The organism is Neobacillus niacini (genome assembly GCF_048572935.1).
Taxonomy (GTDB): domain Bacteria; phylum Bacillota; class Bacilli; order Bacillales; family Cytobacillaceae; genus Neobacillus; species Neobacillus niacini.
In genome coordinates this window covers 5,889,998-5,911,703 of the sequence record NZ_CP183883.1, presented here as the reverse complement: position 1 = coordinate 5,911,703, position 21,706 = coordinate 5,889,998, and the positions used below count along the sequence as shown (strand labels likewise).

Sequence of the window (21,706 nt, the reverse complement as noted above, 5' to 3'; positions counted from 1 at the left end):
TTACAATATTTTTATATACTTATTGTATAGGACTTTTAACTATATACATTGTGAAAAATGTAACAATTTTTAAACACTTTTATTGTAAAGGAGAGAATGAGATTGATGGACAAAAGCTATAAAATAACTCGTCATGTCTGTCCGCGTAATTGTTATAGTGCTTGCAGCATTCTCGGATTTACAAAAAATGGACAATTAGAAAAGGTTACAGGTGATCCAGCGCATGGTTATACAAAGGGGTTACTATGTGCAAAAGGATATAATTATATGAATCAAGTCTACCATCAGGAACGGCTAAAATATCCAATGAAACAGGTTCCACGGGGAAGTGGAAGATGGCAAAGAATTTCTTGGTCAGAAGCAATAGAAACGATTACGAATAAAATGATTGAACTGTACGAACGTTATGATTCCCATTTATCATTAGCTTTAAATAAATATTCAGGTAATATGGGTGTACTTCATCATGCAATGGAAGGTTTTTTTAATGGATTAGGCAATACTTCAAGGGCCATTGGGAACCCATGTTGGGCACCAGGAATGGACGCATTACATTACGATTATGGTGCATGTCAAACTTCTGATATGGAAGATGTTCATCATGCCAGAACGATTATCCTTTGGGGAGTAAATCCTGTATGGACGTCCATTCATTCTATGAACTATATATATGAGGCGCAAAAACGTGGAGCGAAAATCATTACCATTGATCCTATTTATACGGAATCAGCGAAAAAATCAGATGCATTTATTCAAGTGAAACCTGGTAGTGATGGATCTCTCGCAGTTGCAATAGCTAAATACATTATCGATCATGAATTATATGATCTTGAATTTATTGAGAAACATACAGTGGGTTGGAACGAATTAAAGGAGCATATTCGGCAGTTTTCCATGGATGATGCATTAAAAGAATGTGGACAGAGTATAGGAGCGATAAAATTCCTAGCAGAACGATTATGTCACGACAAACCGGTTACCATCTGGATTGGCTTTGGAATGCAGAGAAATATGAATGGCGGTCAAAATGTCCGTGCTATTAATTCTCTAGCTGCGATGACTGGAAATGTTGGGATCAAGGGTAGCGGTGTACAATTTGGAAAGAGGACAACGGAGAAGTTTACTTTTCAAATCTTGAATTACCTCCAAAAAGATGGGATAGAAAAAAACGAAATACGGACCATCGATATGAACGATTTTGCTCTTGATGTTCAAAAACAACAAGACCCGCCTGTCAAATTTCTTTGGATTACTTGCAGGAATTTACTCACTCAAAGTTCAAATATAAAACAATTAAAAGAAGTTCTATCGGCTATGGAATTAATTGTGACGGTTGAACATTTTTTAACTGAAACCGTTCAATTTTCTGATATTGTTTTGCCTGCAACGATGTTATTTGAAGAATGGGAAGTCGTTTCTAGTTATTGGCACCATTGGATTAGCATTAACCAACCAGCGATTGAGCCTTACTATGAGAGCAAAAGTGATTTAGAAATTGCGCGATTACTATCGAAGAAGTTAAACGAATATAAGGAGGGGTTTAGTTCATTTCCTTCTCATTTAACAGATGAGGAATTTATTGAACAAGAATTTACAGATACCTTATATGAACAACTTCATATAAAAAACTGGCGAGAATTGTTGAGCGGACCAAAGAGAGTAGATCATTCTAAAACGGCATGGGAGGATTTTCATTTCCAGACACCTTCAGGAAAAATCGAACTTTATTCCTTCCAAGCAAAAAAGAATCAACTTTCACCATTTGGATTGGAACCGGCGGGGAGTCAGATGGATGCCCAATACCCGTATACATTATTATTAAATCATGAACCTTTCAGAATCAATTCACAATTTCTAAATCTGAACTCCTTTAAGGAAATCAACCAAGAGCCATCTGTGTATCTTCATCCAAAGCTGGCAAAAGAAAAGAATATTCAAAATGATACGATGGTGAAGCTTTTAAGTAAAAGTGGAGAAATTATCATTCGTGCAAAATACTCCCATGATGTACAAAAGCAGACGTTATTGATTTATCCGAACCATCCGTTAATCAATAAATTGATCACCTTTACCCCTTCTGATATGGGACAATTCGTGACAGGTGGAAAAGGCAATGCATTAAACAATGTACATGTAAATATTGAAAATCTATCGAATTAAAGAGAGTGGATGACTTTTCAATGGGTTGGTACAACCTTTGAAAGTCATCCATTTTTTTAAAAAGGCTGTGTTAAAGGATATTGTTGACTTTTGTGAATTTTAGGAATTTAAATACACGGAGGAATTCCGCTTAATTCGTAATTATGATTAAAAATAGCATAAACAGACGGAGAGATTCCGCCTATTGACTCGAAAATTCAAAAATTGAAGATTTTTCTTTGCATAACCGGAAAACCTCCCCTTATATACCTTGAAAAAAGCTCCATTCTGCATTTAACCGGAAAGTCTCCGCTTACTTTACTCTCGCTGGTTCCTGAAGCGTAACTCAACAGCCTTATTTAACAGAGCCTTTAAAAAAAGAAGATATGTGAACGAAAGTTTGTCTAAAATATTATGAAATGATGAACAAGGTGTGTCTAGAAGCCCTAAATTCATTTTTCTACACCATTGAAGCGTAAAGTATGTTTACACTTCTACATTTGCTCACTGTTGAACATGATATTCTGTTAATAGAATTAGAAGGGAGTTAAAGAGATATGAAAACTTTTCTTTTCCTATTAATCAATCTAATGAGTGTCATTTCACTGTTAGGCTGTGAACAGCAAGCAGAAGAAAGTATAAAAGCAAAAATTCAAATGGTTCCAAATGAAGAATATGTGGGTAATCCAAATCCTGTTGTAGAGAAAGAAATGAAATTAACGGATGAGGAAAAGATAGAATTCGAGAAGCTTCAGAAGGAAATTCAGTTAAAAAACGAGGTTGAATAATATGACCATTACACAAGAAACGGTAATGAAACCTGAAGAACGATCGTTCTATTATCAGTTGTTTTGTCATTACTATCGAGGGGATTTACTTCAACTGACTCGAAAACAGTGGAAACAGGTAGTCCAGATAATTAAGGAATATCAATATACAAGTTTACTAGATGAAGTGGCTCAAAGCTTACAGGTGTTAGAAGGAGTAACAGAGAGAAATATTCAAACGTTTGAGTATGATTACAATCGTTTATTTGTGGGTCCCAATAAGTTATTAGCATCACCATTTGAATCTAGCTATCGGAACTATGAAGGAAACGTTTTGCAACAGGAAACGTTGAATGTACGGAACTTTTACCGTTATGTTGGACTTCAAGTGGCGAATGAAGGGCAGATTCCAGATGATCACATCCAATTTGAATTGGAATTCATACTTCATGTCTTAAGTCAGCCAACGATTGAAGATCATCGTCAAATCTACAAGATGTTCTTAGAAAAACATCTTTTGCAATGGGGTTTTAAGCATTGTGAATCAATCTTACAAAATAATCAAAATCCCATCACACACGCGATGGCCGTTATATTAAAGGAATTTTTACAACTGGAAGGTGGGAATAAAGATGTTAACTGAAAATGTTTCTCGTCGAACCTTTTTAAAGGGTTCTGCAGCATTAAGTACACTTTTAGGACTCGGAGCAATCGGAAGTAAAGCAACGAATGGCCTCGTCCCAACAGCAGCTGCGAAGTCCAATAGCCAAAAACAACAATTTTTCAATGCCTGTCCTCGAAATTGTTATGATACATGTTCAATTGTCACAACAGTAGAAGACGGTAGAATTACGTTTGTTACTGGCAATGAAAATAACCATTACACAAAAGGAAGACTTTGTGTAAAAGGAAATACGTATCCACGAATCGTCTATTCTCCAGACCGAATTAAATACCCTATGAGGCAGAAAGGACGCGGATCGGGAAATTGGGAAAGAATTAGCTGGGATGAAGCCTATACAATCATTGCCAAGAAAATGCTTGATATAAAAAAAGAATATGGAAACACGCTGCCAATTTGCTTAAATAAGTATTCCGGTAACTTCAATATATTAAACTACGCAACAGAAGGAATGCTTTCGAGTATTGGGTTTACCACACGTGCGCAAGGAACTCCTTGTGACCCAGCCGGTTCAGACGCCCAAGCCTTTGATATGGGAACGGCTTATAACAATGATCCAGAGCAATTTATGGATGCGGAGTATATTATCCTTTGGGGAGCGAATCCTGCCTGGACGTCAGCCCACTCCATGTACTTTATTGAGCAGGCGAAAGAAAAAGGGACAAAGCTTGTTGTCATTGACCCATTGATTACGCAAACTGCTTCAAAAGCGGATGAATATATTCAAATTAAACCAAGTACAGATGGAGCCTTAGCGCTTGGAATGATTCGGTACATCCTCGATCATGACCTATTTGATGAAGCATGGGTAAATAACCATTCCGTTGGGTTTCAAGAATTTGTGTCATATGTAAAAAAGAATATTACGGTTGAATGGGCAGCTGAAAAAACAGGCATACCAAAGCCGGTGATTGAGAGAATTGCCCGTGAATATGCAACATCAAAGCCAGCGAATATTTGGATTGGTTTCGGAATGCAGCGTCATACAAATGGCGGTTCTATGGTTCGCGCAATTGATGCCCTTGCAGCGATAACAGGAAATATCGGTAAAAAAGGCGGCGGCGTTAATTATATCGGCGGAGAGACATGGGGATTTAATTACCATACGATGAGCTTTGGAGCACCTGAAGGAACGAAAGGCGAAGCTGATCGTTATGTCAATATGAATAATTTTGGTGCTCAAGTCCTTGAAGCTAATGATCCACCGATAAAAATGATGTGGATTGCCTGTCGTAATCCAATTGCTCAAGACCCCGAGCCAAATGTAGTCAAAAAGGCATTTGATCAAATGAATTTGATTGTGACAGCGGATCTATATATGAATCAAACAGTAGAATATTCGGATATTGTCTTACCAGTGACAACACCATTTGAGACGGTAGGAATCAACGTGAGTTACTGGCATTATTGGATGAATGCCAACGAGCAGGCAATCAAGCCGCTATATGAAACGAAAAGTGATTTAGAGATTGCCATGGGCCTTTCTAAGAAATTGAATGAGTTAGAGGTAGGATCTTGTACATTCCCTGTTTCAGGTAATCTCGTTGAATGGGTGGAAAAAGAATTTAATGATGATATCCGCAAGTTATTCGGGGTCAAAAGCTGGGATGAACTTCGAAAAAATGGCGGTACCGTGAAGGCAAGTGAAAAGGTAACGGTCGCCTGGGAAGACCTAAAGTTTAGAACACCTTCAGGCAAGTATGAATTTTTCTCTAAAAAAGCAGTTGAATATGGTCATCATCCGCTACCAGTATTTATTGAGGAGTATAAGGCAAACAATGAATATCCGATTCGCTGCATCTCACCACACTGGAAACTGGGTATTCATAGTCAATTTCAACATATCGATTGGTTAGGTGCCATCCAAGACCATCCATTTGTTGAAATGCACCCGGACTTGGCAAAGAAATATTCGATTCGCGCAAATGACATGGTCAACGTCCGAAATGAAGCAGGGTATTTGACGCTGCCAGCCAAATTAACAAAGACTGTTCCGAGCGATACGGTTGTGATGTATGAGGGCTGGTGGAAAGATGTGAATTATACAGAAAACTTTAATGTAAAGGCATTGCCTTCTGATATGGGTGATTATAGTAAAGGCCAGCGCGGAATCGCCTTCCATGATAATTTTGTCAAAATAGAAAAGGCGTAAAGAGGAGGGGATAACAATGGCGAAAAAACTAGGGTTTTTAGTAAATATTGAACGCTGTATCGGCTGTCATGCGTGTGAAATCTCTTGTAAAAGTTTTTACCAGCTTGAGCCATCTATGAGACGAAGAACGGTACGGGAGCTGCCGGAGGATCTTGTGGGTTCTCCCGTCCGGGCTTTTGTATCAACTGCTTGTAACCATTGTGATGAGCCTGCCTGTAAAAAGGCTTGTCCAGTTGGTGCTTATACGAAACGGGATGAGGATGGAATTGTTGTTCATAATCAGGAACTTTGCATTGGGTGCCAAATGTGCGGCAAGGCATGTCCATATGGTGTGCCGCAATACAATCCTGTTAAGAAAAAAATGGACAAATGCAGTATGTGTTACGACCGGCTCGATGTAGGGGAATCACCAATTTGTGTATCGAAGTGCCCAATGGAGGCGATTGAAATTGTTGATTACAATGAAGCGAAACTTTCTGGTGTGGTGAACGTGGTGCCGGCATTTGCCGACCCGTCTATAACTCATCCAACTACTCATTTTATTTTGCCAAAACCAGGCAAACAGTTTAGGAGGGTATAATGATGCATGATCTTCCACTTGTAATCTTTACCATTTTGTCTCAGCTTATCTTAGGCGGGTTTGTGACACTATGGTGGATCGATCGAAAAAAAGCCGGCATATCCCGAAAAACAGGATTACTTATATCGATTTCTCTCCTGATTCTTGGAGGTGTTTCGCTTCTCGTTTCCATGTTGCATTTAGGTCAACCTTTTTTCGCATATCGGGCAATTTTAAATTTTGGGGTCTCATGGTTAAGTCGTGAGGTAACATTTTATGGGGCATTCGTCGGATTGATTTTAGTCTATACATGGTTTTGGTATAAGGATGATCGTGCAAAGCGCAGCACCATAGGCTGGATCACTTCTATTATAGGAGTTGTCGCAATCTTTTCATCTGCGAAAATCTACATGATCCCGGCCATTCCTGCCTGGGATGGAGTAAGCACTCTTTTCGCTTTCTTTCTAACATCGATACTATTAGGACCGCTATTCGTGGCTGCAATCTTAGCGATTAGAGGAGAAGTAAACGTTAATATTTCTGGTCTTTCGGTTTTAACACTTACTGTCACAGCGGTTGTAATGGCAGGTTACTTTTCATCCTTGCTCGCAGGTCTGCCAGAAGCGGTTGAAACTGCTAGATTAACATTCAACCATATATTCTTTTGGATTAGACTTGTGACGTTTGCAGCAGCCTTTACGTTATTATTTTTAACCTATAAAAATAGCAAATGGCAAAATGTAAAAATTTATTCTGTGGCATTTGCGGTTTTACTCATCAGTGAATTTTTAGGCAGGGTTTTATTTTATGAAACAGCTATTCATTTGTAGGTAATTGTTTGCGAGGGGGTTGGCAGAGTGGATTTGTTAAAATGGGTAAAGGTAATGGATCAAAAAATGACCTCATTGAGGGTCGAGCCAAATTTATGTGCGCATTTGATATCACCGAAAAGCACTTGTCATAGCTGTGTAGACCATTGTCCAACAAAAAGCATTTCTTTTTCGAAAAAACAGATTGAAATAGACAATCATTGTTTGGCATGCGGGCTTTGTTCAACCGTATGCCCAACAAATGCTCTTGCTTTTAATCGCCCCTCTCTCGTGCAAGTACTATCTTATCTGGTTCATCAGTGTGAACAAAATGAACAAGTATACTTACATTGTGAAAAAATGCCAGTTTCAGATAAGAATGTAATCACGGTTTCGGTGCCTTGCTTAGGGATGATTCCTAGAGAAGCGTGGGTTTCCATCTTAAATAAGTGTCAAAATCTTACCATCTACCATACTGGTTCAGGTTGTACTTTCTGTGAAATCACAACAGGTGAAACGATTTGGAAAAAAGAGCTTGACGCTGGAGAAAAGATAGCGGGTTCTTCTATGAAAATCATGTCCGATATCACTTGTTCGGCGAAACCCAAATCGTTTGATACAGATCGACGTGCCTTCCTATCAAGCTTTTTTAATGAAATCAAAGCAACGAATAAGTTAGCATTTAAAGAACTATTAGGAGGTTCCGAAGTTTTATCGTATCAGGAAAAAAGACAGGAGAATACCCTTTCAAAAGTGAAGAGAGAGTTGGATGAAGTGTCTCTTCATCTATATGAGAAGATGACCAATGAATCTGCACTTCCTTATATGAATAAACGAGCGTTGTTTTTGGCTCAATTGAAGGAAATTGAAATCTTACAAAAACAAAAGGATATCAGGCTTCCTACTATTACGGATGATTGTAATTTTTGCGGTGCCTGTTCGATTTTATGTCCGACGGATGCCTTGAAAATGGACAGGGAAAATAACCAGGTATCAATCACCCTTAATCCTGCTAAATGTGTAGACTGTTCATTATGCGAAGATATCTGTTTTACGAAAAGTATTTCATTACAGCACATGCAAAACAAAACTCTTCTCAAACAGGAGCAGCAACTTCTCGTTAAGGGCAGCAATTAGTAAACCCTATCATAGTGCAAAAAAAATAACAGCCAACCAGGGCTGTTATTTTTCTTGTTTTTCTTTATCAAACCAAAGCAGTTCTTGGTCCTCTTCATCGCCGTTATAGTTGATTAGAATTTCTTCGCCTGCTTTAATATCTTTGTAAGCAAAGAAGTCAAAGGTATGGTTAGGAAAATTTATCTCATATGTGGCATTAGGCTGATAGGAATGATTAAATAACATCCCATAACCTAAGAGAATGCATGTATGGTTAATCCCATATTCAAACGCATAATCAGCAAGCAATGTTTTTTCAATGTGTTCATGCTCTTCATTCGGATAGGCGATAACGGGTGCTTCATGGATAAGCTCGCCCTTTTTAATATCACGTGTAGCGAATACTCCTCGATTGAACTCTCCGTCACTAAGCTTTGAAGATTTTATTTCTATCATGTTCGTCACCTACATTTACTTTCTTTCGAAGTTAATTATCCTATTTAGTTTGACAGGTAATGGCATTGAAAGCAACCGTTTTTCGGTTTCTCGGATGATAGTGTGTCTTAAAAGCACGAATTTTAAACAGTACTGATGTTAATATGCTCGAAGGTTGAAACCTTAAATAAACCTTTATCGGTAAGTTTTAACTCTGGGATAACAGGAAGCGCTAAAAAGGAAAGGGTTAAAAAGGGATTGAAATAATCGTTTGCTTCAAGCTGCTCAAGAGCAATGTGAAGGTTATTGAGACTACTGTAGACTTCACGGTAAGGGCGGTCAGACATTAATCCTGCGATGGGTAACTCTAAAGAAGCAAGTATTTGACCTCCTTTAATCACAACCAGCCCGCCTTGCATTTCTTTTATTGTATTTGCAGCTAACACCATATCATCGTCATTGGTCCCAGCAATAATGAGATTATGTGAATCATGGGCAATTGTGGTAGCAATTGCACCATGTTTTAATCCTAAGCCTTTCACAATGCCCAAACCAATTTGCCTCGTGAAATGATGGCGCTCGATTACAGCGAGCTTTAACTGGTCCCCACTGGTCGAAGGTTGGAAGAACCCTTTATTGCAGGTGTCTACTTCTTCTACGATATGCCGTGTTATAAGACTGTTAGGAATGATTTCAATGATATTTGCTTTGTTCGTTGATAATGGAATATTGAAGTTTGCTTTTAAGATGTCGTCAAAATGGACAGAATTTTTTAAGTTAGCACTGCCACCCTTATGAGTGGAAATGCAATCCGTAACCAACTTACCATCTTCTACAACGGCTTTTCCGTTTTTATAAACGTGTATAATCTTTAAAGTTTCAAGTTCTTCTACTAAAGAAAAATCCGCTTTGTAACCGGCGGCAATTGCACCCTTATCACTAAGCCCAAAGCATTCTGCTGCATTGATGGAAGCCATTTGGATAGCTGTTACCGGGGAAATTCCTAAGTTGATAGCCAGCCGAACGTTATGATCAATGCTGCCTCCAATTACTAGGTCATCTAAATGCTTATCATCGGTAACAAATAAGCACTTCCGCGAATTATACTCATTTACTGCCGGAATCAAATTCTGCAAATCTTTTGCTACAGTCCCTTCACGGATCATTAAATACATCCCGCTTCGAAGGCGTTCTCTCGCTTCTTCCGCGGTTGTGCTTTCATGATCGGTCCTAATACCTGCAGCCATATACACATTCAAATCAGTACCAGATAATCCCGCAGCATGACCATCCACTGTCTTTCCGAACTGTTTAGCATCAGATATTTTGTTGAGCATATCATCTTCAGCATTTAGGACGGAAGGAAAATTCATCACCTCTGCTAATCCTAGGACTCGAGGATGTTGATAAAAGGGAACTAAATCCTCTGCTTTTAAAATAGCGCCTGAGTTTTCGAAGCTTGTCGCAGGAACACAGGAAGGAAGCATAATATAAATATCAAAAGGAAGATTTTCGGAAGAATCGAGCATATATTGAATGCCGGCAGTACCCAGGACATTCGCAATTTCATGGGGATCAGCGATAACGGTCGTTACTCCGTGAGGAAGGAGGACTTTGGCAAATTCACTAGGCGTCACCAAAGAAGATTCAATATGAACATGACCATCAATAAAGGCAGGAATTACATAACGCCCCTTGGCATCAACAATATTTTTCCCCTTATATTGCCCGATCCCTGCAAAATAACCATCGACAATAGCGATATCGCCTTCAATTATTTCTCCGTTAAACACATCGATAATCCTGCCGTTTTTGACAACAGTGTCCGCAGGCTCTTTCCCTGAGGCAACTGCAATTCTTCGGGTTAATTGATTTCTCTCCATTGCTCAACACCCTCTAGCTTAAGATTAGTATTCAACTTTGTTTTTAGAGCTTTCCCATGTCCGAAAAGGAAGGTCACCATCCTCCGGAAAGATTTTTTTCATGGGTATTTGCCGATTTTCCATCGGAAGTTCGAGTTGTTCATAAATGAACTGGTCATCAAACCCGATCTTGGCGGCATCCTGTTTCGTGCATGCATAGTAAACAGCCTTTGGTCTCGCCCAGTAAATAGCACCAATGCACATTGGGCAAGGCTCACAGCTCGTATAGATTTCACAATCCGATAGTTGGAAATCCTTTAAATAGCTGCAGGCAGCGCGAATAGCTTGGACTTCTGCATGTGCGGTTGGATCGTTAGAGGATGTTACTTCATTTCGGCCAACCCCGATTATTTCTCCATCCTTCACCACGATGGCTCCAAACGGTCCGCCGTGATTGGTTAAGACATTATGGAGCGCTTCCTGAATGGCTTTTTTCATGAAAAGAATATCTGACATGTAATCTCTCCTTCAGTGATGAGTTTTTTCATTTTGTACGTAAGGATTCATAATCTATTAACTTGAGATTCATTATTCTATAACCCGCTTAGAATTGCTTTCTTGTTGTAAGGTTTGCTTACAGACTATTTGGGTCTAGGATGATAAAAAAACTTGTTAGATTATATGACAGGTTTGTAGATACTATTTCGGCATTTCGATAATATGATGAAAAAATGGCAGGACGAGTTTGCTGTGCCACCGATAGCTGACAATAGTCGAGCCATTTAGAAAGATTCATATGATTAGAGATAGAACAGGTGGGTATTTTTAGGGGGTCTAAAAAATATATATAGTTTTAACGGTAATCCAGCTGGTGATTTAATAAATTGTGTGTTTCTCCCAAATTAAAACCATCCAACAAATTAGAAGGGGAGAGATGAAGTTATGAATAAAAATATATGGGCTGAAAGTAAAGTAAACCAAATGAAAAAGGAGGAGTTTGTACAAAAGATAGGCTGGGTCTTTGAACACTCTCCGTGGGTAGCTTCCGGTGCATGGGGGAATTTGCCGTTCGAATCCTGTGAACACCTTATACAAACGATGATTGATATTGTTCAAAATGCCGAGGAATCTAAGCAGTTAGCATTACTGCGAGCACATCCGGATTTAGGAACAAGATTGCAAATGTCCGAGATTTCCCAAAAGGAGCAAAAAGGAGCAGGCCTAGATAAGCTAACAAAGGAGGAATTTGAGGAGTTTGTTTCTCTTAACCAAAGCTATGTGAATAAATTCAATTTCCCTTTCATCATGGCGGTAAAAGGTCAAAGCAAGGAGACGATATTGGCTTCAATGAAGCAAAGAATTCATAACTCTTACGAGGAAGAGTTTAACATCGCCTTACGTGAAGTCTATAAAATTGCTGGGTTTCGGTTGAATGATATTTTCATAGGAGGAAGCGTTCATAAAGACTGATTTAAGCCTTTTAAAATGACAAAAGGAGGCTAATACAACATGAAAAGAACGATGAGCTACGGAAAAGCAGATGTTTGGGTTTATCGTACCTACGCTAAGCCGTTAACGGGGATTCGAAACATTCCCGAGTCCACATTCACAGGGAGCAAAAACATTCTATTTGGCATGAATGTAAAAGTCGCTGTAGAAGGTGAAGCTTTTTTTTCCTCATTTAAAGATGGTGATAACACGTTGGTTGTTGCAACCGATTCTATGAAAAATTTCATCCTTAAGCATGCAGGAGATTATCAGGGAGCCACCCAGGAAGGGTTCCTTGAATTTGTTGCACAACGATTTCTTGAGACGTACTCACATATGACAGGCATTAATATCTCAGGTGAACAGATTTCCTTTGAAGAACTTCCTGTCCCGACAAATGGCAGCTTTGAACCAAGCCCATTGGTGTTTCGCTACTCATTAAATGAACAGGCCGGAGCCTCCATAGAAGTAAAACGTGAAAATGATGACATTATCACCACCCAGCACCTAAGTACTTTAAAGGGTCTTAAGCTTATTAAGGTAAAGGGCAGTTCGTTTTACGGCTATGTGAAGGATGAATATACAACATTGCCAGAATCCTTTGACCGCCCGCTCTTTATCTTTTTAAATATTGATTGGCGTTATGACGACCTTGAGGATGCCAGGGGAAATACATCACATGGCTATGTGGCAGCAGAACAGGTCAGGGATATTGCGTACACTGTCTTCCATGAAGAAAACTCTCCATCCATCCAAAATCTCATTTACCGAATCGGTACTCGAATCCTAGAACGTTTTCCCCAGTTAGCAGAGGTCCGGTTCGAATCTAATAACCGTACGTGGGAAACGATTTTAGATGAAATTCCTGCCTCACAAGAAGGAAAAGTATTTACGGAACCTCGTCCCCCTTATGGGTTCCAATGTTTTTCAATGACGCGTGCTGACCTAGAAGCTAAAGAGGAACCCAATAAATGAAAGGGAAGCTAACAACGCATGTCCTTGATGTTAGCATAGGAAGGCCAGCGAGCGGTGTATTAGTAGAGCTAGTACATGTTGGTCCAAATGTAGAGAACGAAATCATTGCATCTTTCCATACAAATGAAGACGGCAGATTAAACCACCCCCTTTTGGAGGGGGAGCAAATGAAACTGGGAATCTATGAACTTCTTTTTTATGTTGGAGACTATTACCGAAGTCGCGGAGCAGCCACTGAAAATCCCTCATTCCTGGATTGTGTTCCGGTTCGATTTGGTATTTCTGAGCCAGATTCCCACTATCATGTGCCGCTTTTAATCTCACCGGGAGGGTACAGTACGTACCGAGGGAGTTAGGAGGAAAAATGAGTACTGAACTTTGGGTGAAAAACGGATATGTTTTTACAGGAGAAGGGTTTCGGTACAAAAATATAAGAATTATAGATGGCAAGATTGATACTCATTACGAGTGCGAACCTGAACCAATGACAGAGAACAATGCCAATTTCATAGACGCAAGTGGCTGCCTAGTGGTTCCTGGATTTATCGACGCACATGTTCATTTTAATGACCCCGGTCGGACCGAGTGGGAAGGAATAGAAACTGGTAGCCTTGCCGCAGCCATTGGAGGAACGACAACGATTTTTGATATGCCGCTAAATTGTTCTCCCTCCGTGACAACAATGAAAAATCTAAACAATAAAAGAGAGTATTTAACTTCCAAATCCTATGTTGATTATGCTTTGTGGGGCGGAATGACTGGTAATTCAATTAGTAATCAAGAAGAACTCGCCCAAATGAGTAAGGGTATTATTGCATGGAAGGCATTTATGTGTGAGAGCGGTATTGATGATTTTCCCTTTGTTTCACCTAATCAAATGAAGATGGCTATGAAAATAGCAGCTGAACAAAATAAAATCCTCGCTCTGCATGCAGAATGGGAGAAAGAGATTCATAACCTTACTACTTTTTATAAAAAACAAACTAGCCTCGATGAGCACAGGGCCTTTCTTGCCAGCAGACCGATTTCCGCGGAAGAAAAGGCGGTTAGTTATGCTTTAGAGGCTGCTCAGAAATATGGAACATCGGTCCACTTCGTTCATATCAGTTCACCTAGAGTCGTTAAACTCATTCAAGAGGCCAAGGAAAGTGGAATTAACGCTACAGTAGAAACCTGTCCTCATTATTTACTATTTAATGAAGATGATTTCCTTAAATCTGGTGCCATTCTCAAGTGTGCGCCGCCGCTTCGGCCAAGAGAAGAAGTAGAAGGAATGTGGGATTGTATGTCAAATGGGTGGATTGATACGATTGGTTCTGATCATTCTCCTTGTCTTTATTCCATGAAAAACACGGACTCCATTTGGGAAGCTTGGGGAGGAATCCAAGGAGTACAATTTACATGGCTTGCTTTACTCGATGAGGCTATGAAAAGGAAAATTCCACTTAAAGACATACTTCCTCTAGGAACTGCAAATGTAGTTGATCGGTTTGGGATAGCAGCAAAGAAAGGAAGAATTCAATCCGGGTTGGACGGGGATTTAGTCTTAATTTCATTAGATGAAACAACGATTGTGGATCAGCAATGTATTGCCTTCCGCAATCGATATTCCCCCTATGAAAATAGAAAATTCATGTTAAAGGTAAAGAAAACCATTTTACGAGGAAAAGTCATTTACGATGATTACACTGGTCTCACCCAAGAAAAGGATGGTCAGTATATACTGCCAAGGGAGGATGCATATGGATCAGTTCCCAACGAATCTTAGCGAGGCAATCGACTGGCTTGCCTCTTTTGGGGCTGAGCCTGATGGAGGGGTAACTCGAACCCTTTATTCCCAGTCTTGGAAGGATGCTCAGCAAGCCTTAAAGGGTTGGATGGAGGACGGTGGGCTCGACACAAATTATGATTCCATTGGAAACTTATTTGGAAGATTGCCTTCCTCTATTCCAAATGCACAGGCAATTTTAATTGGGTCGCATGTTGATACCGTTAAATCCGGCGGTAAATATGATGGTGCTTATGGAATCATTGCTGGGATTCTAGCATTAATTTATTTGAAAAAAAAGTTCGGGCAGCCCGACATAAACCTTGAAGTGGTTTCTTTTTGCGAAGAGGAAGGAAGCCGCTTTCCAATCGCTCTCTGGGGTTCAGGTGTGATGACGGGGAATTATTCATTTAAAGATATTCGTGATATCAAGGATTCACAGGGAATAAGCTTTGAGACAGCTATGATGGCAGCAGGATTTGGTCTTTCTGAATATAGGGTCCGAAATGATATCCAGACTTTTATTGAACTACATATCGAACAAGGACCCACATTAGAAAAAATTGAAAAATCAATTGGCATTGTCAAGGCAATTGTCGGTCAAAAACGGTTTCGAATTACGGTGAATGGAGAATCAAACCATGTTGGTACAACCTCAATGAAATGGAGAAGAGACGCGCTGCATGGGGCGGTATTCATGATTCATGATTTATACGAAAGTGTAAAGGAATACGATGAGGATCTTGTAACAAGTGTAGGGCAGCTTTTTCTGGAACCTAATGTACCAAATGTCATTCCTAATCACGTTCAGTTTACTGTCGATGCGAGACATCCAAATGAATCCATTTTACGGTCTTTTTGTCAGCAATTCGTCCAAATGTTTGAAGACCATGCAAAGAAATTCGGTCTGGATTTAAGTGTTGAGATGTGGCACGAGGTTCAGCCTGCCCAAATGAATCATAAGCTTAATGAAATTATACAAGGTATCTGCACGGACAATATGATTCCTTGTCATTGGATGAATAGCGGTGCTGGGCACGACGCCCAGCTGTTTGCAGGTATTTGTCCTACGACCATTCTATTCGTTCCCAGCCAGGGCGGTATTAGCCATTCACCACTCGAATATACTTCAACACAGGACTTAGAAAAAGGTCTGGAGGTTCTCATACAACTATTACATCAATTAGCATACCACCGCTGAGGAGTGATTTTTATGAATGAGGATAAAGCGAAAATTGTACAGTGGATACAGGAACATGAGGAAGAACTCATCGCTTTTTTGAAAAAATTAGTGCAAACTGCATCCGATAATCCTGCAGGTGATTGTTTACCGATAGCCAGAGTTCTAGAGAAACAGCTTTCTGGCCTTGGGTATGAACAAGTATCGCTTCTTCCGGTTGATGAAGAAAGTGTAAAAGCAAATGGAATGATTAGTATGGCTAACGTCCTTGCCACCACAGAATTTGGTGAAGGGACAAATGTAGTGTTAAATGCACATGGAGATGTAGTACCTCCTGGTTTAGGGTGGAGTGTGGATCCATACGGAGGAGAGATTGTGGATGGAAAAATGTATGGGCGAGGAGTGGCTGTTTCAAAGTCTGATATTGCTGCTTATACCTATGCGGTACTTGCTTTAAAACAGGTTGGTGCTAAGCTTTCTGGAAGGGTGGACCTGGCATTCACGTTTGATGAAGAAACAGGAGGAGAAATTGGTCCGCGACGGCTAATTGACCAAGGATATATCAAGCCCGATCAAGCGATTGTAGCGGGATTTACCTACTCAGCAGTCAACGCACATAACGGTTGTTTACATTTTGAAATTAAGACAACTGGAAAGTCAGCACATGCAGCCCTGCCGCATACCGGAATTGACGCGATTGAGGCGACTACCAAAATCCTACAGGTGTTATACGATTATCGTAAAATACTCGCAGAAAAAAAGTCGCAGGTACCAGGGATTGATTTTCCAACATTGAATGTAGGACTTATTTCAGGTGGAATTAACACAAATGTTGTTCCTGATGAATGCACGATAAGGGTAGATAGACGATTAATTCCTGAAGAGGACTTTGTTCGAGCTGAATCTGAGTTTAGAGAAATGGTCCATCAAGCAGTATCAGAAATTCCAGGGATAAAAGTGGAGGTTGAAAAAATTCTCCATGCCAAAAGCTTTGGCCCCGTTCCGGAGGATACAAGATTGATTCAAGCTTTGGATGCCAATTGGCGGTCAATCTTACAGGAGGACGGAGAATTACCGGTCCATGGAGTACCACTATATACAGATGCTCGTCACTTCTTTGCGGCAGGAATTCCAACGATTATGTTTGGAGTCGGACCCAAAGTTTTAGAAGAAGCAAACGGACACCGGGCGGATGAAAATATTCGACTTTCAGATTTACAGGCTGCTACCAAGATTGTCGCCTGTACCCTTTATGATTTATTGGTAAGGTAGGTTTGTTTCACAATAAAGGATTTCACATGTAATACAAAAGAGCCAACAAGGGTGTTGGCTCTTACGGCATTAAAACGTATGTGCTAAATCTTTTGCCCGTGCGATGGCGTTTTCTTTGATTTCTTGGGCCTTGTCAGGCATTGCATTATGTCCCTCAACAAATAACCCTTCAAATGATGGGACTCCATAGAATTGCATCATAATTTCAAGGTAGCGGTGACCCATCTCCATTGCTGCCGCAGGACCTTCAGAATAAATGCCTCCACGTGCTTGGATATGTAAGGCTTTTTTGTCTGTTAACAGTCCAATTGGACCTTTTTCTGTGTATTTAAAGGTTTTCCCTGCCACAGATACAGAATCCAAGTAGGCCTTCATAACCGGCGGGAAGGAAAAATTCCATAGTGGTGTAACAAAAATATATTTATCCGCAGAAATAAATTGCTCACAAAGCTCTGATAGTCTGCCAACCTTTGCTTTTTCATCAGTTGAAAGCTGTTCGAATTCTGTACCAGAGCGAAGCTTACCCCAGCCGCTAAAAACATCAACATCTAGCTGTGGAATATTTTCTTTGTAAAGGTCCACGTTAATAATTTCATGATCAGGATTCACTTGTTTGTAAGTTTCAATAAATGCTTTTCCAACTGCCATACTATAAGACTGAGTATCATCATGAGGATGAGCTGTTATGTACAATACTTTTGTCATTTTTGTATCGTCCTTTCTGTATCTAGCATGCATTCTAGTTTGTGTAACAAACGTGATTATATGCAGATACAAAAACAAATCTAAACCGAAAATAAAAGGAATTTGCGTGTGCAAACTCCTTTTATTTTTTAGTTATTGTTTTCACTGAAGTAAGGGTTTCCACTAATGTTTGCACGCATTTCGTCAGTTAATGTAAATGGCTCATTTACTGTTGAATTAGCTGCAGAAGTTTCATTGCTTTGAATACTGCCGTCATAATGAACTGGTTTGTTTGTCATGGGTACATTCACCTCCATTACTGTAGTTTATACATAAATTCTACTATTTATTTACTAGTATTAATAGGTAATTTTTAATATTCTTAATGTTATTACTACTGGTAATTATTTACTACGAAAATGTTAGTATTTAACATGCCGCTTTCCTTATTTAACCTTTCTTTGTTATTTATGATAAAATTTCTTAAAAAAGGAGTCGGCGTACTATGAAATTAATTGATCTGCATTGTGACGCATTACTTAAGCTTTCCGAAGGAAAAGGTTCGCTGCGTTTTGCAGACGCGATAGAATTACAGACGAATAAGAAAAGATTACATAAAGGGCAGGTTAAAGTTCAATGCTTTGCCATTTTTATAGAGCCAGACATTCCTTCGGATCAGAAATTTCACGAAGCGCTTGTACAAATTGATTATTTTTATAAGGAAGTACTTGGGAAAAATCCTGATATGGTCCATATTAAAGAGTGGTCAGATTTTGAAAAAATCAATATCGGCCAAATTGGCGCGATGCTAACCCTTGAGGGAGTAGATGCGATCGGCAATGATTTAACGAAGCTCCATGTTCTATATCAGTTGGGTGTTCGTTCCGTCGGTTTGACCTGGAATAATGCAAATCTCGCAGCAGATGGAGCAGGTGAACCGCGGGGAGCAGGTCTTACGCTGTTTGGAAAAGCGATTGTTCAGTTTAATAATGAACATGAAATCCTTACTGATATCTCTCATCTTAGTGATAAGGGGATTTGGGAGGTCATTGAATTAGCCAAGTATCCGATTGCAAGTCACTCTAATTCACGCACACTTTGTCAGCATCCCCGTAATGTCACGGACGATCAGGCAAAAGCCATGTTTACAAGAAACGCCATGATACATGTTGTTTATTATCCTCCATTTGTAAAAGAAACAGGAGAGGCAACCATATCTGATCTTATCAGGCACATCGATCATTTCTGCTCATTAGGCGGTGTAAACCATATTGGATTAGGGTCCGATTTTGATGGGATTGGAACATTTATAACGAATTTAGAAGACGCTTCTAAAACGCAAAATCTCATTAATGAATTATTAAAGAATTTTAAAGAGGATGAGGTGAGAGGTTTTGCTTACCAAAACTTCCTTAACCATCGGCCAGGAATGTTAGGATGAAGGTTAAAGAAAGGGATAACGATTGGTGTGCCAACAGAGGAAGAGTAGTAAATAATATCACCATTACAGATGAGGAATGAATTAAATGTATCTAACCATTAAAGAAACAGCAGAGTACTTATCCATGCCAGAAGCAGCTATAGAAGACTTAATCAAACAAAAAAAAATTCGCGCCATCCATGACGGAGAAACGTGGGTTATCAACAAAGAACAATTCAACTCCCACCTAAAACAACTCGAAAAATACAAACACCTAATCGAAGAAATCCTAAACGAACCCATCCCCGAAGACCTCGACATAAAAGACGAGGACTAAATTAGAATCATTATAAGATGGTGCCTGTCACCGTCCGTGGACAGTGTCCACCTGGTATGGACACTTTTCACCGAATCTAGTTGAGGAGGGATTTTAATGGGTGATTTTTTCTTGAAGAGGGTTTATGAGCCGTATGATGAGTCTGATGGTTTTCGGATATTAGTGGATCGTATTTGGCCGCGTGGAATCTCGAAGGAGGCGGCAAGGTTGACTGCTTGGGAGAAGGAGATTGCTCCAAGTCCTGATCTTCGCAAATGGTTTTGTCATAAGCCAGAGTTGTTTGAGGAGTTTCGTGCTAAGTACTTAGAGGAGTTGCGTACGGATGAACAGAAACAGAAGATCATAAATGAAATCTATACACTGACTTCAAAAGGAAGAGTAACTCTTCTATACGGTGCAAAAGATCCCGTATATAATCATGCAATCGTGCTGCAAGAAGAACTAAACAAGATTATAGACGAATTAAAAGCATAGAAGAGGAACTCCACGATATGAGGGGTTCCTCTTTTATTTACATATCTATATTTTTTAGAGGATTATTAACTAAATTTCTTGAATATGTAAGAGATAAAAGTACGACATTATTCATCGTTAAGGCCAAATTTTTCTGTACTAAAAAGGAGAAAGATAATATGAAAAAGGCACTTTTATTAACTTATGATACCTTTGCTGATTTTGAAGTCATGATTTTATTAACCTGTATAGATTCAAAGTACCAGATAAATTCTTTTACTGTTGAAAATGAGATAAGACCTATTCAGTCTTGTGCCGGATTTCAGGTCATTCCCCATTTAACGATAGATCAAGTGAATCCTGAGGATTTTGATGTATTAATCATACCGGGCGGTAACCCAGCGCCTATTCTAGATAACGCCGAACTAAAGAAAATAGTCCAGCATTTCTATAGCGATAAGAAACAAATTGCAGCAATCTGTGGGGGCCCTGCTATATTAGGTGCTGCAGGCATACTAGAGGAAGTAAAGTATACAGCTTCGTTAGATACGGACGATCCATTATACAGTCATGTATTAGTTCCAAAAAATCAGTTAAAAGAACATCTTGTTATTGATAAAAATGTCATAACATCTACAGGTTCTAACTATTTGAATTTTGCAGAAGCTGTTCTCAGAAATACAGGTGTTTTTACAGATGATTTGAAAGACCCGCTTGCATATTTTCGGGTTCCTTCCATGGGTTAGATAAAAACTAGAAACTATCTGGAGTTTAATTCTTTTATGATACTACATGAGTGTCGGTTCCACTGGGAAAACTCCTAAATAACAATACAAGTAGGAGTTTGAAATATGAAAAATTTTATCTTTTTTCTCTGTATAAGCGTAATTCTGTTTGCTTCTTATACCGGTATTCGTAGTTCCTCGGCCAGTACAAAGGGTATTAACCTTGTAGCTCTGGGTGACTCCATCACACATGGAGTAGGGGACCCTGCAAAAAAGGGATACATAGAAGATGTTAAAGTAAAATTGGAGGATTTACAGAATACCCCTGTCAAACTGAGTAACTTTGCTATACCTAGATATTCTACCGATAAAGTTCTCGAACAACTGCAGGATAAAAAAATCACTGCGCAAATAAAACAAGCAAATTATATTATTCTTTTTATCGGAACGAATGATTTTAGAAAGAGTGCCGATTATCAATTTAACCCACTAGATGTAAAAAAAATAAATGAGGGTAAAGTTACATTCACAACCAACCTCAATAAAATCCTTGAAAACATAAGAAGAGGAAATCCCTGGGCTCCTATTTTTATTTTAGGTCTTTATCAACCATATGTAGAATACTCGAATCACAAGGAAATTTTAAGCACCATAACAGATTGGAACAATGGGATTATCGAAGTTGCAGGTAATTTTCAGCGAACCTCTTTTGTTCCCACGCTTGACCTATTTCAAGATAAACCCAAAGGCACCTATTTCAGTGATTCTTTACATCCCAATCCTGCTGGCTATAAATTAATTGCTAATCGATTATCTGAAAAAGTATTAAATGAAATAAGCTCGAATTAGATACCATAGAGTGATAATGGCTATAAATAAAGGA

Annotated in this window: 23 protein-coding genes; 18 read left to right on the top strand and 5 right to left on the bottom strand. The window is 39.3% G+C overall.

The genetic code is table 11. The annotated features are described in order from the left end of the window. The first annotated feature begins 105 nt into the window (after positions 1-105). The 7 genes from ACN6MT_RS29050 (at position 106) to ACN6MT_RS29020 (ending at position 8,245) form a co-directional block, all read left to right on the top strand. Positions 106-2,160, top strand: coding sequence for a molybdopterin-dependent oxidoreductase (locus ACN6MT_RS29050; protein ID WP_419954246.1), 2,055 nt, complete (start codon positions 106-108; stop codon positions 2,158-2,160). Between the two features lie 536 nt (positions 2,161-2,696). Continuing rightward, entirely contained in the window at positions 2,697-2,927 is a 231-nt protein-coding gene (locus ACN6MT_RS29045) for a hypothetical protein (RefSeq protein ID WP_419954245.1), read from the top strand. A gap of 1 nt (position 2,928) precedes the next feature. After that, on the top strand, positions 2,929-3,549 hold the full coding sequence (locus tag ACN6MT_RS29040; RefSeq protein ID WP_419954244.1) for a TorD/DmsD family molecular chaperone: 621 nt from the start codon (positions 2,929-2,931) through the stop codon (positions 3,547-3,549). Beyond that, positions 3,539-5,740 (top strand): molybdopterin-dependent oxidoreductase, encoded by a 2,202-nt coding sequence (locus ACN6MT_RS29035; RefSeq protein ID WP_419954243.1) that lies wholly within the window; start codon positions 3,539-3,541, stop codon positions 5,738-5,740. The genes ACN6MT_RS29040 and ACN6MT_RS29035 overlap by 11 nt, the downstream gene beginning before the upstream one ends. 16 nt (positions 5,741-5,756) lie before the next feature. Then, complete coding sequence (locus tag ACN6MT_RS29030) at positions 5,757-6,320, top strand: 4Fe-4S dicluster domain-containing protein (RefSeq protein ID WP_419954242.1); 564 nt, start codon at positions 5,757-5,759, stop codon at positions 6,318-6,320. Further along, positions 6,320-7,129 carry a dimethyl sulfoxide reductase anchor subunit family protein gene (locus ACN6MT_RS29025; protein WP_419954241.1) on the top strand — a complete coding sequence of 270 codons (810 nt, stop codon included), beginning with the start codon at positions 6,320-6,322 and terminating at the stop codon, positions 7,127-7,129. Before ACN6MT_RS29030 ends, ACN6MT_RS29025 begins: the two co-directional genes overlap by 1 nt. Before the next feature lie 27 nt (positions 7,130-7,156). Beyond that, a complete protein-coding gene (locus ACN6MT_RS29020) occupies positions 7,157-8,245 on the top strand; it encodes a 4Fe-4S binding protein (protein ID WP_419954240.1) in 1,089 nt (362 codons plus the stop codon). Between the two features lie 45 nt (positions 8,246-8,290). Here the strand turns inward: ACN6MT_RS29020 and ACN6MT_RS29015 are convergent, their stop codons facing one another. The 3 genes from ACN6MT_RS29015 to ACN6MT_RS29005 form a co-directional block, all read right to left on the bottom strand. Then, the gene (locus ACN6MT_RS29015; RefSeq protein ID WP_419954239.1) at positions 8,291-8,680 is read right to left on the bottom strand and encodes an SET domain-containing protein; all 390 of its coding nucleotides are present in this window, start codon (positions 8,678-8,680) and stop codon (positions 8,291-8,293) included. A 122-nt stretch (positions 8,681-8,802) separates the two neighbouring features. Beyond that, positions 8,803-10,542 carry an adenine deaminase gene (gene ade / locus ACN6MT_RS29010; RefSeq protein ID WP_419954238.1) on the bottom strand — a complete coding sequence of 580 codons (1,740 nt, stop codon included), beginning with the start codon at positions 10,540-10,542 and terminating at the stop codon, positions 8,803-8,805. Positions 10,543-10,566: 24 nt separating this feature from the next. Continuing rightward, on the bottom strand, positions 10,567-11,037 hold the full coding sequence (locus ACN6MT_RS29005) for a nucleoside deaminase (RefSeq protein WP_419954237.1): 471 nt from the start codon (positions 11,035-11,037) through the stop codon (positions 10,567-10,569). Positions 11,038-11,463: 426 nt separating this feature from the next. Here ACN6MT_RS29005 and uraD point away from each other — a divergent pair, with 426 nt between their 5' ends. Genes uraD through ACN6MT_RS28975 form a run of 6 tightly spaced genes read left to right on the top strand, consistent with a single transcriptional unit; the run spans position 11,464 to position 17,204 of the window. Next, positions 11,464-11,991, top strand: a complete 528-nt coding sequence (gene uraD, locus ACN6MT_RS29000) for a 2-oxo-4-hydroxy-4-carboxy-5-ureidoimidazoline decarboxylase (RefSeq protein ID WP_419954236.1) — start codon at positions 11,464-11,466, stop codon at positions 11,989-11,991. Positions 11,992-12,030: 39 nt separating this feature from the next. Beyond that, entirely contained in the window at positions 12,031-12,984 is a 954-nt protein-coding gene (pucL, locus tag ACN6MT_RS28995; protein ID WP_419954235.1) for a factor-independent urate hydroxylase, read from the top strand. Beyond that, positions 12,981-13,340, top strand: a complete 360-nt coding sequence (gene uraH / locus ACN6MT_RS28990) for a hydroxyisourate hydrolase (RefSeq protein ID WP_419954234.1) — start codon at positions 12,981-12,983, stop codon at positions 13,338-13,340. Before pucL ends, uraH begins: the two co-directional genes overlap by 4 nt. An 8-nt stretch (positions 13,341-13,348) precedes the next feature. Beyond that, positions 13,349-14,752, top strand: a complete 1,404-nt coding sequence (gene allB, locus ACN6MT_RS28985) for an allantoinase AllB (protein ID WP_419954233.1) — start codon at positions 13,349-13,351, stop codon at positions 14,750-14,752. Beyond that, positions 14,727-15,953 carry a M20 family metallo-hydrolase gene (locus tag ACN6MT_RS28980; protein WP_419954232.1) on the top strand — a complete coding sequence of 409 codons (1,227 nt, stop codon included), beginning with the start codon at positions 14,727-14,729 and terminating at the stop codon, positions 15,951-15,953. Before allB ends, ACN6MT_RS28980 begins: the two co-directional genes overlap by 26 nt. 12 nt (positions 15,954-15,965) lie before the next feature. Further along, on the top strand, positions 15,966-17,204 hold the full coding sequence (locus ACN6MT_RS28975) for an ArgE/DapE family deacylase (protein ID WP_419954231.1): 1,239 nt from the start codon (positions 15,966-15,968) through the stop codon (positions 17,202-17,204). 69 nt (positions 17,205-17,273) lie between these two features. Here ACN6MT_RS28975 and ACN6MT_RS28970 read toward each other — a convergent pair whose 3' ends face one another. After that, positions 17,274-17,909: an FMN-dependent NADH-azoreductase gene (locus ACN6MT_RS28970; RefSeq protein WP_419954230.1), complete on the bottom strand. Its 636-nt coding sequence runs from the start codon at positions 17,907-17,909 to the stop codon at positions 17,274-17,276. A gap of 128 nt (positions 17,910-18,037) precedes the next feature. Then, the gene (locus ACN6MT_RS28965; protein WP_419954229.1) at positions 18,038-18,187 is read right to left on the bottom strand and encodes a hypothetical protein; all 150 of its coding nucleotides are present in this window, start codon (positions 18,185-18,187) and stop codon (positions 18,038-18,040) included. Positions 18,188-18,393: 206 nt separating this feature from the next. Between ACN6MT_RS28965 and ACN6MT_RS28960 the strand changes: the two genes are divergently transcribed. The 5 genes from ACN6MT_RS28960 to ACN6MT_RS28940 all read left to right on the top strand — a co-directional run bounded on the left by ACN6MT_RS28960 (position 18,394) and on the right by ACN6MT_RS28940 (position 21,672). Beyond that, on the top strand, positions 18,394-19,329 hold the full coding sequence (locus ACN6MT_RS28960) for a dipeptidase (RefSeq protein WP_419954228.1): 936 nt from the start codon (positions 18,394-18,396) through the stop codon (positions 19,327-19,329). 85 nt (positions 19,330-19,414) lie between these two features. Then, positions 19,415-19,645 carry an excisionase family DNA-binding protein gene (locus ACN6MT_RS28955; protein WP_034672564.1) on the top strand — a complete coding sequence of 77 codons (231 nt, stop codon included), beginning with the start codon at positions 19,415-19,417 and terminating at the stop codon, positions 19,643-19,645. A gap of 96 nt (positions 19,646-19,741) precedes the next feature. Beyond that, positions 19,742-20,119, top strand: coding sequence for a DUF488 domain-containing protein (locus ACN6MT_RS28950; RefSeq protein ID WP_419954227.1), 378 nt, complete (start codon positions 19,742-19,744; stop codon positions 20,117-20,119). A 158-nt stretch (positions 20,120-20,277) separates the two neighbouring features. Continuing rightward, entirely contained in the window at positions 20,278-20,844 is a 567-nt protein-coding gene (locus tag ACN6MT_RS28945; RefSeq protein WP_419954226.1) for a DJ-1/PfpI family protein, read from the top strand. Positions 20,845-20,949: 105 nt separating this feature from the next. Then, complete coding sequence (locus tag ACN6MT_RS28940) at positions 20,950-21,672, top strand: GDSL-type esterase/lipase family protein (protein WP_419954225.1); 723 nt, start codon at positions 20,950-20,952, stop codon at positions 21,670-21,672. Positions 21,673-21,706: the final 34 nt, after the last annotated feature.